This window comes from Shewanella sp. 125m-1, from assembly GCF_052977065.1.
Window position 1 is genome coordinate 1 of sequence record NZ_JBRILT010000015.1, and the last position, 15,546, is coordinate 15,546.

Genomic DNA, 15,546 nt, shown 5'->3' on the forward strand with positions numbered 1-15,546 from the left:
CTGATGAGTTTAAGCAAATACATCGTGGCCCATTGCGAGGCCGATTAAAAGTGGATGGGTCCATTCCATTATCCATGCTGCAGAGTCTTGCTCGTTCAATATCTAGCTGCTCCTTATTGAGCTGTAATAGCCTGCCTTTTATAAAGCGTCATGAACGATAATGAGGCTTACTAAAGCCAATGGATAATTTGTTGATACCTGCTTGCGGTCACTTACGATGGTGTCATCTAACGGTGGTTTGATGAGACTAATGATTCTTAGGGCTTGGCTTTGGTTGCTTTAGTGTTTATGTTCACAGGTTAAAGGAATAGGGCTAAAGCTAAAGGCTTGTCTTTGTGTTGTATTTGAGGGGGCTGGGGGAAACTCGCTGAGGCCATATTATTAAAAGACCTCAGATAATTTTGTGATATTTTGATACGTGCGAATAGTCGTGACTTAAACTCTGCGAAGCGACTACTGCTTATTAGACTCTTTTAAAAACACCCGCGACTTTTCTAGCGCTTGCTGTATTTCAGCCTTCATCTGTTGTAGTTCGTTGTAATCTTCAAAAAAGTAGGTATCGACTAAGTGTCTGATATAACGTACTGGAAGTTGATTGAGTGTAATACAGCAGAGATCGGCGAGATAATCTTCGGGGAGTTCATCCAATAGACCTTCATCTGACAATAGTTCGAGCAATAAGACTTCATAGTAGTTTCTTATTTCTAATTGCATATAACACCCCTTGTGTTAAACAGATTTGAATCTTGATAACCCTGACATTACCACATTGTATTAGCGGCAATAAATAGCTGACTATGACGAAGGTTAAGCTGTTGTGGTTCTTTACTGTAGCCGCCACCGATGACACAAGCAATGGGAATTTGTGCTGTTTTAGCTTGAGCAATAACTTCTTTGTCTCGCGCGTAAATGCCATCGATGCTGATATTTAAATGGCCGAGATTGTCATCACTATGTATATCAACGCCAGCGTCGTAAATAATGAGATCGGGTTTATGTAGCCGTATAAGGTAAGCAAGTGTTTGGTTGACGGTTTCTAGGTATTGCTTATCTTGCGCGCCGCGGGGGAGCTCTACGTCATAGTCGGACGATTGTTTGCGTGCTGGAAAATTCTCTTGGCAGTGAATAGAGCAAGTGATTATCTGGCTTGATGATTGAGCCATAGTGGCTGTGCCATCACCCTGGTGCACATCACAGTCAAAAATAAGCACGGTCTCAATATTGTCCAGCTGTAAGCTAGCATTAGCAGCTAAAGTCAGATCATTAAAAATACAGTATCCACTACCAAATTGCTGGTGGGCATGATGGTAACCTCCACTTAGATGTATTGCGCAGCCGTGCTCTATTGCGAGCTTACAAGTAAGTGCGGTTCCTGCAACGGAGTAGAGGGTGCGTTCAACTAAAGAATTGCTCCACGGAAAGCCGATGCGACGCATCAGTTTGCTGTCTAGTTCACCTGAAATAAAGTCTTTAACATAGCTTTGATGGTGTAATTGCGTGAGATATTTGAAATCGGCTTTTGTTGGTGAGTTAAATTGCGCTGGTGCTGCAATTCCCTGATTGAGTAGGTACTCGTATAAAGCGCCGTATTTGGTAATAGGAAATTGATGCTGTGATGGCAACGCCAGCTTAGAGTAGCTGGCGTGATATACCAATGGGATCATACTCAATGTAGGATCAAAACCAAGGTTAAAGCTGTTTAATGGCCCAGCTCATGAACTCTTTACGTGTTTGTTCATCAGCATGTAGCCACCAGTATTGTAGCATTTGCTCTGCTTTAGCGGCGTCTTCTGCTGAAGTCGCTGGTGCAGCGCCTACAACTGCTGGCATTGTTGCCGTGGCAGCTGGAGATGGTTTGCTAACTGGGGCGCTAGGTGTTGATGCGACGGCTACCGCGGCACTCGTTACTATCGCCGCTTCAGCGTCTATGTCTGTGGCGTCGTTACCACTAAAAAATCGGGACACGAATGATTCTTCGGTGATGTCGGTTTGAGTGACTTTGTAACTCACATTGCCTTTGTCTTCACGAGTAATAATGACTTGTGGCGCTTTCGCAAAGCTTTTTGGGTTTTTAACAAACTCACCATCGGCTGGTTTTAATTGGTAGCTGTAATCACCATCCACATCAATCGTGACGATAAATGCATTTGATTTAATATTAGATTCACTGTCGCTAAAATCATCTTCAACTAAGTCGTTATAGCGAATAGCGATTTTGTGAGTGCCTTTATCAAGTTCAATCTCTGACTTATGATTAAATAGGCTACTCTTTATCTCTTGTCCATCAACTGCGATGTATTCAAAAGCCATTGGGATGTTGAAGTCAGCGGCAAAAGCTGCTGAAGAACCACAGAGAGCAAGAAGTGCGGTAATGGTTAGACGTGGTTTCATTTTTGTTCCTTAACGATTTTGACTCTTAAAAGGTCGCTCGAATAATTGGATGCGATCTTCGATATAACTCGTAGCTTGTCGACATTTTCCTAGCCGACTGTGCAGCGAAAGGATCTCATTCTGCAGCTTGATTTTGTCAGCACTATGACAGTTTTCAAGTGAAGATTGCAAATTTTCAATTTTTTGTTCAATAATCTTAGCCCAGTTCAAATGTTTGTTAAGTTCTTCATAGAGTTGATGGCTATTTTGCATCACATTTGAGGCTATCCAGCTAAAGCCACTTTGATTGTGGGACTGAATTCCTCGCTTAATGGCATAAGCTCTTCGGCTGCGTTTTTGCTGTTCAATTGACTTAACATTAATACCGGTTGTTAATAGCGCACGTCTGAGTGCACTAAATCTATCTTGAATTTTCTCGCAGCTAGAGACAATCGTTTGAGGCGAGCGCTTCGCTTTTAATAGCTGTTCAAGTTGGGCAATGCTTTTTGAAAGTTGATCGATACAGGGCTGGAGTTGGCCACCCGCTTGAATAAATAGTTCGTTATTAAAACGTTCAATATCTTGCATCATTTTACGCTGCCCTGGTGGCAGGCGAGAATCATGCTGTAATACCTCTTGCTCCAACTGTTTTAGCTGTAACTTGAGTTTTTTGATGAGCTCATCTGTGGTCATAACCAAGCACTCCAAACTAACTGCGCCGCTATTAAGAGTATAACGGTGATAAAAACAGGGCGGATAAACGGCAGGCCAAATTTAATGGCTGAGTGCGCGCCGATATATGAGCCTACCATCATACACAGCCCCATAGATAAACCTATGACCAAGTGAACCTTGCCTAACATAATAAAAATAATCAGTGAGGTGAGGTTACTGGTAAAGGTCATGGCTCTGGCGAGTCCACAGCTATAGAGTAGAGGCAATTTGTGCAGACCAGTGCTTGATACTGTCCAAAAAGCGCCAATACCAGGACCTGCAAAACCATCGTAAAAGCCTAATGGCAAGCCTTGTAGCCATTGTTTTAGTTTACTCTTAGCTTTAGTCGGGATCTTGTGGTTGTTATCGCCCATGGCATTAGGCTGAAATAGGGTATAAAGCGCGATAGCGATAATCATGATAGGCAGCCATTTTTCAAGCCATTGATTATCTATTAAATAGACGATAAAGGTACCGATTACTGCGCCTATAAAGGTGGCAATAAAAGTGTGATACCACAATGATGGTGAAAATAGGCGTTGCTTATAGTAGGTGTAAGCTGCCATTGAGGAGCCAAAACTCGCGGCTAGCTTATTGGTACCTAGTGCCATATGGGGTGACACGCCCATGGTTAGCAATGCCGGGATCGACAACAGTCCGCCGCCGCCTGAAACAGCGTCGATAAACCCGGCAATAAAACCGACTAATGCGAGTATGGCCCAACTACTTGGGTCGAGAAATAAATCCAATGGTCGTCCTATTCAATTACACGGCGAAAAGGTGGCAGGGCGTCGAGCAGAGATTTTCCGTAGCGTTTAGTCACTAAACGTCTGTCTAAGATTGAAATCCGGCCATAATCCTGTTCTTTACGTAACAATCTACCACAGCTTTGCACCAGTTTGCGTGAAGCATCTGGGATCGTAAGCTGCAGAAATGGGTTACCACCCTTAATCTTGATGTATTCTGAGTGTGCTTGCTCTACGGGAGAGGTCGGCACGGCAAAAGGAAGCTTGGTAATAATAAGGTTAGTTAAATAGTCGCCTGGCAGATCGAGACCCTCAGAAAAGCTGCCTGTGCCAAATATAATGCTTGGTTTGCCTTCATCACATCGGGCCTTATGCTGCTTCAGAATTTCTTGTCTTGGCAGGGTTCCTTGGATCAGTAGTCCTGTTTTAATTTTACTTTCGACTAAGTCGGCGACTTTTTCCATCTGCCAATAAGAGGCGAACAAGACTAAGCTTGCCATCTCGTCTTCGACCAGTGCGATGATATGCTTGGCTAACTCATCGGTATACTTGTCATCCGTTGGCTCGCAGTCCATTCTAGGTAAAAATAGGGTCGCGTTTTGCTCAAAATCAAAAGGCGAGTCTAAAGCTAAATAGCGACTGCCGTCATTAATCGATAGCCCGACTTGATGAGTAAAGTGATTGAAGTTGTTTAACGCGCGCAATGTGGCACTACAAAGTACGACACCAGCGGCCTTATTCCATAACAGGTTTTCTAGCATAAATCCGACCTCTATTGGCGAGGCGCTAAAGAGGTAATCGGCTTGCTTACCCGTTAGTTGCTCAATCCAACGTGCCATAGGTGCACCTTTCGGGCTGTCTTCTTTGGCCATCATCTTCCACAGCTTTTGTGAATTCTCAAGCCGTTGCAGCATAAAGCCTGTTTCAGATAGTAATGCTTCTGATTGATGCTTGGGGATCTCGCCATCTTTTATTGCTTCGTTTAGCAGGCTAAGCATTTTATTAAATTGCTTTAGTGCCAAATTGGATGCCGTTGCTAGATTTTCAGCTTGAACCGATAATGCAGAAGGCAATTTACCGTGTTCGAACCGGAAACGATTTTCTGGGTTATCAAATTTTGCTGATTGCGCGTCACAAAACTGCGCCACTTGATTAAGTTGAGCCGCAATATCACCGATATGGTCGAGCATCGACTGCGCGGGCGCGATAATATAGTTGCTTTTAATCTGGTTTTGCAGTTTGCTGGTGGTCTTGCTCAGTTTATCAAGCCAGTCAGTTGCGCCGCGCACGGTCGACTGTGCGCTACTAAAGTCTCTGGCGACAATAGGTAGGTGGTGCGCTTCATCGATGATGTAATATAGATCTTCGGGATCAGGCAAAATTACGCCACCACCGAGCTCTAGATCAGCAAATAGCAAGCTATGGTTAGCAATCAGCACATCCCACGTATCGATATCTTCACGTGCCTTATGAAAAGGACAGTTTCTATGGTTAGCAAGTTGGCGATGACAGCTATGTTTATCGCATGCTATCTGTTGCCATAGGTGATCTGGTAGTGGCTTAGTTAACGTATCGCGTTCACCATTCCAAGTGCCTGCTTGATAGTCTTTTAATAAACCATCTAACATGTCGACTTGGCTTTGGTCTGGCTTGGTTTGCCACATTGCCATTTGGGTGCTGTTATCTGGGCCAACTAACATTTCTAACTTAGATAAACATACATAGCGTTGACGGCCTTTGACTAAACCAAAAGTAAAGTCGAGCCCTGATTGTTGCAGAAAAAAAGGCAGGTCTTTATGCAGCAGCTGCTCTTGCAGTGCGACTGTCGCCGTTGCAATACAGACCTTTTTCTTACTGGCCAATGCCAGTGGAATTGAGCCCAGAATATAAGCCAGTGATTTACCAATACCCGTGCCAGCTTCTACCACGATAATACGGCGGTTCTTGTCATATTCTCCAGCAAGCGTTTTTGATATTTCCGCAACAATATAGTTTTGCTCTCGACGAGGACGAAAGTTAGGCAAGGATGCAGAAATGCCCTTATATATAGTACGAATTTGAGTTTTAACGTCTGCGGATAACATGAATGCACTGAGCTAATAAATAGTGCTGTACATAATAACAGTGATTACTTAGCCTAAGAAGCGTTTAGTGATTAATAGTGTATTTAATTGAGTATAAAGTATGAATTCAAGGTTGAGCATGCAGCAAGTGATTAAAGGTAGAGTATTGACTCGCCATGCCATCCACCGGCAGGGCAGCCTTATTTTACAGTATTTTATTCAAACCCAAACGGGCCCTATAACAGTTGAAATCCCTCATCAGGAGCATGTTTGCTTTATACATTCGACTGATGCATCTCGCTTATTACACTGCGCTGGTCTCAGAGGGATCCGCCGTCGTGAACTCTCACTTAAGAGCTTTCAAAATATCCCCGTATCAGGACTTTATTGTAGCGATGCTAGGCAGTTACGCACGTTAGTGAGAGCTGCAAAAGATCTCGATATTGAGCTGTTTGAAGCCGATGTTAAAGCTGAACATCGATTTTTAATTGAACGCTTTATTGCATTAGATGCAGAGTTTCAGGGACAGTTCCAAGAGCATTTTATAGACAAACAACAAGTTGCAGCTGAGGACTTAGATCCGGTTAAACATCAACCACTGTTTATTGCAAGCCGCGCGCGTAAGACTGAATCAAGCATAAGCCTCAAAGCAATTTCTTTAGATTTTGAGTGCAGCTTTAGCGGCGAACTCTACTCAGTTGGTCTGTATGGGCAAACGGTCGAGGGTATCGTCTACCAAAAGGTCATTATGGTCGGACAGAGCCAAGCTTGTGAGCAAGATTATATTGAATGGGCACAAACTGAAGCCGATTTAATACATCGCTTAATTGCCTGGTTTAATGAATATGATCCCGACATTATTATTGGTTGGTCAGTGGTCACTTTTGATTTGGCCTTGCTTTATCGCCGAGCGAAACACCATAACATCACCCTTAATATTGGCCGTGATAACCACACTCTTAGTTGGAAGGTCGAAGATAAGTTTAGACCCGAAACCTTGTCGCTTCCTGGCCGTGTCGTATTAGATGGTATTGATTGGCTTAAGGCCGCTTTTTATCAATTTGATCGCTATTCATTGGAGTTTGTAGCGCAGCAACTGCTGGATGAAGGTAAAGCGATTCATAATGTTGATAATCGTATTGATGAAATCAACGATCTATTTTTAAATGATAAGCCCGCGTTGGCGCATTATAACCTAACCGATAGCCGCTTAGTTTGGGATATTTTTCAGAAGACCCAGTTATTTGATTTTGTCATTGAGCGCGCCAAACTTACAGGTTTAGAGCTTGGCCGTGTTGGTGCATCTGTCGCGGCATTTAACAATCTATACCTTCCTCATCTGCATAGAGCGGGCTTTGTTGCGCCGAGTAAACCTGTTAGTGATGGCATAGAAAGCCCTGGTGGTTATGTGATGGACTCGGTACCGGGTCTGTACCGCCATATTTTAGTGCTCGATTTTAAAAGCTTATACCCTTCAATTATTCGCACCTTCCTTATAGATCCTAAAGGCTTGGTTGAGGGGCTAAATCTTGCAAGTCATCAACAGCAAGACAAAGCCGTTCAAGGCTTCTTAGGCGCATGGTTTAGCCGTGAGCAGCCCATTTTACCTAGGTTAATCGAGCACCTTTCATCGGCACGAGAAGACGCAAAGTTACATAATAATGCCCCCTTGTCACAAGCGATAAAGATCATCATGAATTCTTTATATGGTGTGCTCGGTTCGCGCGGCTGTGTTTTTCACGACGCAAGGCTTGCGAGTTCAATTACCATGCGTGGTCATGAAATCATGAAACAAACGCGGCTCTGGATCGAAGCTGAAGGCTATGAGGTCATTTACGGTGATACTGATTCTACCTTTGTTTGGCTGGGAAATGACTTTGAACTGGCACAAGTCCAACAAACTGGCAAATCGCTAGCAGAAAAAGTGAATCAATTATGGAGCAGCAAGCTTAACAGTGATTTTGAGCTAGAGAGTTTTCTAGAGTTGGAGTTTGAAACTCATTTTGAACAGTTTTTTATGCCCACACTAAGGGGCTCCATAGAGGGCTCAAAAAAACGTTATGTTGGCACTAAACGCAACAGCTTAGGTGATTCCGAGTTGATATTTAAAGGAATGGAACAGGTCCGTAGTGATTGGTCGCCGTTGGCAAGGCGAGTTCAATATGAACTCTATGAGAGATTATTTCAGCAACAAGCTGTCGAGTCTTACCTCAGAGACACTGCAGAGAAGTTGAATCGTGGTGAACTCGATAATGAGCTCATTTTTACAAAACAGCTTAGACGAGATCTAAGCGAGTACACCGCCAAGTCTGCTCCCCATTTAAAAGCAGCACGTAAACTATGTGAAACAACAGGGGATCCTCAGTACGGTAAGCGTGGGGCCAGAATTGAATATGTGATGACATTAAATGGGGCTGAACCAGTGTCACATACATCCGCATTAATTGATTATAATTACTACCTTTCTCGGCAACTAGAGCCTATTGCTGAACCAATACTTTCAATTTTGAAAACCAGTTTCACTGAGGTTACCACAAATCAAATGTCGTTAATTTAGTTTGCGCTGCATTAATGGGCTGCTAAAAAAATGTTAATAAACGGTTCTTTCCTTCGTCATTTCTGTGTTTGCTAGTTAATTAAGTGCAAAATCTAGCGAATAGTGTGATGTTCGTCTTTGAGTGGTTGCAGATCTTTTGATAATCTCATTTGTAATCAGGATAGAAAGAAAACAACGGAATGGAAGACGATTTGAATGAAGCAGACTGAACAACATTAAGGTTAGGCAAATTAAATGAAAAAGACTCTAGTAGCATCAGCTTTGGCAGCAGTTATATTTGTGCCAACAGCATCAGCGATTGAAATCTATAAAGATGATAAAAATGCAGTAGAAATCGGTGGTTTTGTCGATGCTCGCATCATCAATACACAGGGTGCTACGGAAGTAGTTAACGGCGCTTCACGTATTAATTTCGGTTTTACCCGTCAGATGAGCGATGGCTGGAAAGCCTACACCAAGTTAGAGTGGGGCGTAAACCCATTCGGTGACAGTAAAATTGTTTACAATAGCAACAGTACTTTTGAGTCTGAAAGTGGTGATTTTCTTAATAACCGTTTAGGTTACGTGGGTCTTAGCCACGATACTTACGGTTCTATCACTATCGGTAAGCAGTGGGGCGCATGGTACGACGTAGTTTACAACACTAACTACGGTTTCGTATGGGATGGTAATGCATCAGGTACTTACACATATAATAAAGCAGACGGTGCGATTAACGGTACTGGTCGCGGTGATAAAACTGTTCAATACCGTAATGCGTTTGGTGATTTCAGCTTCGCTTTGCAAGCACAGCTAAAGCAAGATACGTTTGAAGTGGATGAAGTGCCAAACGCTTCTAATCCAATTTTCCCTACAGCTGATTTTATGTCAGTTAAAGCTGCTGGTGTAAATATTAAGAGCTCAGTGACAACTGTTGAGTACAACTACACCTACGGTGGCGCAGCTACGTATAATGTAACTGATATGCTAACGTTGACTGCAGGTTTCAACCTAGGCGAGTTTGAAGCAACTACTTCAGCAGGTAAGCGTCTAACTGAAACTGATTCTATCTATGGTGTCGGTGCAACTTGGGGTAACTGGGATGCAGAAGGTGTTTACGCAGCATTTAACGTAAACAAGCAAGAGTACCACGATACTGATAACCTAGGTCGTATGATGCCTGAAGCTAAGGGTCTAGAGTCTCTAGCATCTTACAAGTTTGAAAACGGCATTCGTACTTTCATCTCTTACAACATCCTAGATGCGGGCAGTGAATACGAAGCGGCATATGATGGTGATGTATTTAAGCGTCAGTTTGTGGTTGCTGGTGTTCACTATGTTTGGGATACCAATACCGTGCTTTATCTAGAAGGCCGTAAAGACTATAGCGACTTCACTGGTGTAAATGCTGCAGCAATGGCTAAATCAGAAGATGACGGTATCGCAATAGGTATCCGTTACACGCTTTAATGTGTAAAACACGAAAGTGAACAAAGCGCCTTATTAAGGGCGCTTTTTTTTGCTTTAATATTGGCTGGTTATGCTATTTAGTTATAACTATTATAAAAGTTGTATTTTACGGTTCGGTGTTTGGAGTGGTTTGGAGTGGTTTGAGGTGGTGTCAATCTAGGTAATGAGTATGATTATTCATATTGTTAACGACAGGCGCTCTCTTTCTGTCTGAAAAACACTCAGTTAGCACATTTCCATGTTTTTTTATTTTTCAATAGATTTAATTTCCCACTTCCAGTGATTTATTTCTTTTTTATCAGGGTTTTGCGTTCCACTCTCGGTGTTTGTAATGGTCGAGCCGTCTGGAATGAATTGTTTACATATAATGCGTATCAACTATCTTTAGTGTTATTCCCCCCTTTAAATACTGCTGGTTTATTTGCAAAGCAATCAAAATCGGTGGGCAGTACTTTTGTGTTACCTGCGTTAAAAATAATCAAAAAAAATCAGTTCGGGGTGAAGTTTTTTCATTGTTTAAAAATGTCACACCTCTATTATTTCTTTGACTTTCAGTCATTTGTGTAAGTTGATTTGTATTTTTATAAAGTAGGGTCTGGCTGTTGAGTAAAACTTAAAGCCTCTCAGAACAATCAAGTAATCCAGTAAGTATTCGTTAAAGATAATTTAGCTGCTTAGTGTTTAAGAGGTTATCTCTTTGTAATTGTATCGAAAAAAGCTTGATGAGATGCAGATGTTGTAAATATGTTTCCAGTGTGTTTTTATTTGTGTGCAAATTCTCATTTATGTAACTTTTCGTTAATTGATGTGAATTGCTAAAAAAATAAAAGAGAGTCCAGGGAGATTTACAATGTATAAGAATAACTTTCTATCTAACTCAGTGCGTTTAGCACTAGTTAGTGGTGCAATGACAGCAGCTTTTACCGCTCCAGCAGTATTCGCAGCTGAAGAGTCTGAATTAGAAACAATTGAAAAAATTGAGGTGACAGGGTCACGACTTCGTACAACTGATATGCAAGGGTTTACACCTGTTCAGGTTATTGATGCGTCAGAAATTGATACGTCAAGTGTTGCAAATATTCAGGAACTATTACTTAAAAATCCGGCATTTGGTACTCCAGGTATTAGTCGTACTAACTCAAATTTTTCCACAGCTAGTGCTGGTGTTGCGACTGTTGACTTAAGAAATTTGGGGAGTGCACGTACTTTAGTGCTTGTTAACGGCCGCCGCTTTGTTTCTGGTGTACCAGGTTCATCGGCTGTTGATTTAAATGCAATTCCGACTCAATTTATTGAGCGTATAGAAATCATGACCGGTGGTGCATCAGCTGTATATGGTTCTGATGCGGTAGCTGGTGTTGTTAATATTATTTACAAGAAAGACTTTGAAGGCATTGAATTTGATGTTCAGACTGGTCAAAGCCAAGAAAGTGATTCAAAAGAAGATCAAATTCAATTCACTATGGGAACAAACTCTAGCGATGGTAAAGGTAACGTCATGGTTCATGGCGCTTACACTAAGCAAGGAGCTGTTTATTCTCGTGACCGTGACCGCTCGGCTGTCGACCAGGCGTCTCTAGGTGCATGGTGGACTGGTGATCCTGATGATTTTTTCACCCCTAACCGCCCATTCTACTCTAGCTATGCGCCACAAGGACACTTCTGGGCTGGCGATGAGGAGTATACTTACGATAGTAATGGTAATTTAATTAACGGTTGGTCGACTAACGGCAGCGATACTCAAGAAGCTAATGGTTTCAATCGTAGTGCATACCGTACCATTGCAATCCCTACAGAGCGTTACTTGTTAGCCGCTACTGGCAAATATGAGTTTGCAGATGGCTGGAATGCCTTCCTAGAAGGAACTTATGCGGCAACTCAAGCTACGACCCAGTTAGAACCATTCCCAATGGCTTCAGATGATGTTTTTTCTGCTTCTGGCGGACAAATGCCACTTGAATATGAAACATTTATTGAAAGTGCAATGAATCCTGGTGAGTACGAGCGTACGATTGTTAGAAATGCGTTTGTACCAGATGCCATTTTCAATTCAGCAACAGATACAGATGGCGACGGTTTACGTGATATTTTCTTCACTCGTCGTCTAGCCGATGTCGCAGCACGAGGAAATGTCGCTGATCGTGGTACATTCCAAATTGTTGCTGGAGTTGATGGTGAGTTGACTGAAGGTTGGTATGTCAATGCACATTATGGGTATGGACAAACATTAGAATCTCAAGTTTCTAGCGGTCAGTTTAATTCATTAAACTTCCGTTCTGCTTTAGAGGCTGTTGAGGATGAAAATGGCGACATCGTTTGTCGTGACGCCGATGCCCGTGCTGAAGGTTGTGTGCCTGTAAGCGTATTTGGTGCAAACTCAATTACTGCTGCAGGTGCAAACTACATCCAAGCGCCAGGTTTATTAGCAACGTTTACATCGCAAAAAACCGCTGGTTTAAATCTTTCTGGTGACTTATTCGAAATGCCTGCTGGTATCGTGGGGCTTTCTGTAGGTACAGAGTATCGTGAAGAGTACTCCCGTAGTGAGTTCGACGCGCTTCAGCAATCAGGTTTGAACGGTGGTAACGCAATTCCTCGTACAGAAGGTGAATTTGATGTTATTGAATACTTTGCTGAAGTTAACGTTCCTCTTTTAGATGGCGTATTTATGGCTGAGCAGCTAAATTTACGTGGTGCATATCGTTACTCTGATTACTCAACTGTAGGTAACACAGATAGCTGGAATGTGGCGCTAGATTGGGCTCCAATTGAAGAGGTACGCTTTAGAGCTATTAGAGCAATATCTACTCGAGCGCCTAATATTAATGAATTATACTCACCACCTAGTCAGACTTTCCCTACAGGCCTCACAGACCCATGTCTAGGGGTTACGGCAACAACGAGTGGCGCGCAAGCAGAAGCATGTCGAGCCGATGCTGGTGTTATGGCTAACATTGCTGCAAACGGAGAGTTTACTCTTAACCAGGCAGATCTGCAGGGCGTTAGTGGCTTTAACCGCGGCAACCAAGAATTGGGCCCTGAAAAAGGTAAATCTACGACATTCGGTGTCGCTATTTCACCTGAAGGTCTAGCAATTATTGAAGATTTTGACTTCAATATAGATTACTTTGATATTGAAATTGAAGATGCAATCGTATCAACTCCGCGTCAATTCATCCTTGACCAATGTTACGGTGGTGATGCATCTTTGTGTTCTTTTGTGACTCGTCGCCCACAAGATGTTGGCTCGAATAGTGCTGGTTCTCTTGAGTATATTGATTCAGGAGATACAAACAGTGGTGGTTACGTTACAGAAGGCGTAGATTTAGTTGTTAGTTATGCTAAAGACTTCGAGGATTATAATCTAGCTGGGCAAGTGAATGCTCGACTGGCTTATACTCATGTAATCGAAGGTTATACAAATCCGCTTCCTGGTTCTGATAAAGATACATTCAAAGGTGAAATTGGTGCACCTGAGAATAAGTGGTATTTAACCCTTGGTTACAATTATGAAGATTTAACCGTTTCTTGGAGCACTACATTTATCGGTGAGTCTTACCTAGATGATGATTGGCTATCTGGTTATGACTTAGCACCTGAATCTGTAGGTATTGGGTCTGTTACTTATCATGACATGAATATTGCGTACCAACCTTGGGATATGGCTGAATTCTATGTTGGCGTAAATAACTTGTTTGACCAAGCACCACCTCCAATTATTACAGGTCTTCCTGGAAGTAATACAGGTACTGAGACTGATGCAGGAACATACGATGCTGTCGGACGTCGTTATTATGCTGGTGTAAGGTTGAAGTTCTAATTATTAATCAATAACCTAAAGCCCTCTTAAGCCAAAACTTAAGAGGGCTTAATTTATTCCATACAAAAAGTTAAGCTTTATATAGTTGCTCGATTGCATGTCGAAAACGTACGTTTAATCTTATGTGCACTTCAGCTTACCGGTTGTCCCTGGTGGTGTATCGTGCTCCAACCGTTGGCGAACTATATGCTGGTCAGTCTGACAGCTTCCCAACAGATCAAGACCCTTGTAATACTAAAGGTTTTGGTTATTTATCTGCAGAAGGCCAAGCGCTATGTTTAGCACAAGCTGTTCCAGCTGGCGGTGCAACACAATCTGATTCACAGTTGCGTGCTCGTGTTGGTGGTAACCCAGACTTGAAACCTGAAGAAGGTGATACTGTTACTGTCGGTATCTCATATTCACCTGAGTTTTTAGAAGGCTTCAACGTAACTGTTGATTACTGGGATATTAAGTTAGACAACGTCATCGACTCATTGTCTGCAACGAACGTTCTTAACCTATGTTATGACGATTTAAATACTAATGAATGTCAGCAGATTACTCGTAACCCTGATGGAACGATTAATGCTATTTTTGCTGCAAACCGAAACTTAGCTTCTCGTACTGCATCAGGTATCGACTCAGAGTTTAGTTATAACTTTGATACGTCTATTGGTGATTTCAAAGCATTTATTGGCTGGACTCACTTATTGAAGCGTGAAGATACAGACTATGTTGGTGCAGAAGCTCGTGAAATGGTTGGAACATTTGACTTCAGTCTTGGTGAGACGTTTGCTGAAGATAAAGTTAATTTCAACCTAGATTATTACTGGAATGATCTATCTGTAAGTTATGCCGCAGAGTACATTGGTGCTACAACTGCTGCGACAGCGTTCTGGGAAGAAGGCTACCTTCAGAAAATCGATTCTCAGCTATATCATGATTTAGCGTTTGCATATTCTTTCGAGACGGGTACACGTGTTTCTTTGAATTTCACTAATATTTCAAATGAAAAACCACCGTATATCGATAATGGATTTAACGCGAGTACTGATCCATCAACATACCGTATGTTTGGTAGTTCATACTCATTGCGTCTAACGCAAAAGTTCTAATGATTCGCTAACGTAAAGTTAGTTCTCTAAGCTAAAGCCGCTGACAAGTTCTCTTGTTGGCGGTTTTTTATTTCCATAACATTTAGTTTTCACCTGTTTTACTTGATGGCAAGCCAGCTGATTGGGGGGGCTATATCGAGTTAATGAGCTAGTTTTGCCTGGTATCAATTTTTATTTTTTGAATGATTTTCTATTTAGCACCGAAGTGTAAATTTAGTCACGATTTGAGTGTGTACAGACTTGTTCCATCTATCTCTTAGCGCCAAACTTTATACAATAACCTTATAAGTTATTGCTAATAACTTATAACCTGCCACAGGGCTTACTATCTAATAATTTGACTACCAGTCTAGCGTTTTTACCTGCTAGTTTTGAAAGACTAGGCTTATATTGCATCCATTTCACGCAAATCTTTTACAGGTTTTACTAGTGCGTGTTAATAAAATGTTAATTAAGGTCTCGTTACTGGTAATGCTATAAGTCTTATTAATCAGCTATTTGCAGGTGTGCCTGTGCATTTGCAATTTTTTTAAAATTATTATATTTAACACTCGTTTATGGAAAAAGCCTCTTTTGATTGTTTTCCATCCTCTAAGCTCGTTTTCCAGCAGTTTTAGGCCTTTCGAAATGTTGACACAGGTCAACATTTTGTGAAATGATGCCAGCGGGTCTACATCCTCGAAGGTGTAGAAAAGGGAAGATAATAATTAACAATCACAATAGAAAGACG

At 42.0% G+C, this 15,546-nt stretch carries 10 protein-coding genes; 4 read left to right on the top strand and 6 right to left on the bottom strand.

Going from position 1 to position 15,546, the window contains the following annotated elements; all coding sequences use genetic code 11:
- Positions 1–453 precede the first annotated feature (453 nt).
- From ACVBIK_RS08825 to dinG, 6 genes are read right to left on the bottom strand one after another with little or no spacing between them, the layout of a single operon-like run.
- Positions 454–714 carry a late competence development ComFB family protein gene (locus ACVBIK_RS08825; protein ID WP_447161219.1) on the bottom strand — a complete coding sequence of 87 codons (261 nt, stop codon included), beginning with the start codon at positions 712–714 and terminating at the stop codon, positions 454–456.
- A gap of 47 nt (positions 715–761) precedes the next feature.
- The gene (locus ACVBIK_RS08830; RefSeq protein ID WP_447161220.1) at positions 762–1,664 is read right to left on the bottom strand and encodes a histone deacetylase family protein; all 903 of its coding nucleotides are present in this window, start codon (positions 1,662–1,664) and stop codon (positions 762–764) included.
- Positions 1,665–1,689: 25 nt separating this feature from the next.
- Positions 1,690–2,391 (bottom strand): DUF2057 domain-containing protein, encoded by a 702-nt coding sequence (locus ACVBIK_RS08835; protein ID WP_447161221.1) that lies wholly within the window; start codon positions 2,389–2,391, stop codon positions 1,690–1,692.
- A 9-nt stretch (positions 2,392–2,400) separates the two neighbouring features.
- On the bottom strand, positions 2,401–3,063 hold the full coding sequence (locus tag ACVBIK_RS08840; protein ID WP_447161222.1) for a primosomal replication protein: 663 nt from the start codon (positions 3,061–3,063) through the stop codon (positions 2,401–2,403).
- A complete protein-coding gene (locus tag ACVBIK_RS08845; protein ID WP_447161223.1) occupies positions 3,060–3,833 on the bottom strand; it encodes a sulfite exporter TauE/SafE family protein in 774 nt (257 codons plus the stop codon). The genes ACVBIK_RS08840 and ACVBIK_RS08845 overlap by 4 nt, the downstream gene beginning before the upstream one ends.
- Positions 3,834–3,841: 8 nt before the next feature.
- Positions 3,842–5,914 (bottom strand): ATP-dependent DNA helicase DinG, encoded by a 2,073-nt coding sequence (dinG, locus tag ACVBIK_RS08850; RefSeq protein WP_447169498.1) that lies wholly within the window; start codon positions 5,912–5,914, stop codon positions 3,842–3,844.
- 100 nt (positions 5,915–6,014) lie between these two features.
- Between dinG and ACVBIK_RS08855 the strand changes: the two genes are divergently transcribed.
- The 4 genes from ACVBIK_RS08855 (at position 6,015) to ACVBIK_RS08870 (ending at position 14,816) form a co-directional block, all read left to right on the top strand.
- Positions 6,015–8,450, top strand: coding sequence for a DNA polymerase II (locus ACVBIK_RS08855; RefSeq protein ID WP_447169499.1), 2,436 nt, complete (start codon positions 6,015–6,017; stop codon positions 8,448–8,450).
- 234 nt (positions 8,451–8,684) lie between these two features.
- Positions 8,685–9,899: a porin gene (locus tag ACVBIK_RS08860; RefSeq protein ID WP_447161226.1), complete on the top strand. Its 1,215-nt coding sequence runs from the start codon at positions 8,685–8,687 to the stop codon at positions 9,897–9,899.
- Between the two features lie 850 nt (positions 9,900–10,749).
- Positions 10,750–13,719 carry a TonB-dependent receptor domain-containing protein gene (locus tag ACVBIK_RS08865; RefSeq protein ID WP_447161227.1) on the top strand — a complete coding sequence of 990 codons (2,970 nt, stop codon included), beginning with the start codon at positions 10,750–10,752 and terminating at the stop codon, positions 13,717–13,719.
- Between the two features lie 122 nt (positions 13,720–13,841).
- Positions 13,842–14,816 carry a TonB-dependent receptor domain-containing protein gene (locus ACVBIK_RS08870; RefSeq protein WP_447169500.1) on the top strand — a complete coding sequence of 325 codons (975 nt, stop codon included), beginning with the start codon at positions 13,842–13,844 and terminating at the stop codon, positions 14,814–14,816.
- Positions 14,817–15,546: the final 730 nt, after the last annotated feature.

Excerpts from the sequence above, each read along its gene's own strand:
- ACVBIK_RS08865 (WP_447161227.1), top strand. The coding sequence starts at position 10,750 with ATGTATAAGAATAACTTTCTATCTAACTCAGTGCGTTTAGCACTAGTT.
- ACVBIK_RS08870 (WP_447169500.1), top strand. The coding sequence starts at position 13,842 with ATGTGCACTTCAGCTTACCGGTTGTCCCTGGTGGTGTATCGTGCTCCA.
- dinG (WP_447169498.1), bottom strand. The coding sequence starts at position 5,914 with ATGTTATCCGCAGACGTTAAAACTCAAATTCGTACTATATATAAGGGC.
- ACVBIK_RS08855 (WP_447169499.1), top strand. The coding sequence starts at position 6,015 with ATGAATTCAAGGTTGAGCATGCAGCAAGTGATTAAAGGTAGAGTATTG.
- ACVBIK_RS08860 (WP_447161226.1), top strand. The coding sequence starts at position 8,685 with ATGAAAAAGACTCTAGTAGCATCAGCTTTGGCAGCAGTTATATTTGTG.
- ACVBIK_RS08840 (WP_447161222.1), bottom strand. The coding sequence starts at position 3,063 with ATGACCACAGATGAGCTCATCAAAAAACTCAAGTTACAGCTAAAACAG.
- ACVBIK_RS08830 (WP_447161220.1), bottom strand. The coding sequence starts at position 1,664 with ATGATCCCATTGGTATATCACGCCAGCTACTCTAAGCTGGCGTTGCCA.
- ACVBIK_RS08825 (WP_447161219.1), bottom strand. The coding sequence starts at position 714 with ATGCAATTAGAAATAAGAAACTACTATGAAGTCTTATTGCTCGAACTA.
- ACVBIK_RS08835 (WP_447161221.1), bottom strand. The coding sequence starts at position 2,391 with ATGAAACCACGTCTAACCATTACCGCACTTCTTGCTCTCTGTGGTTCT.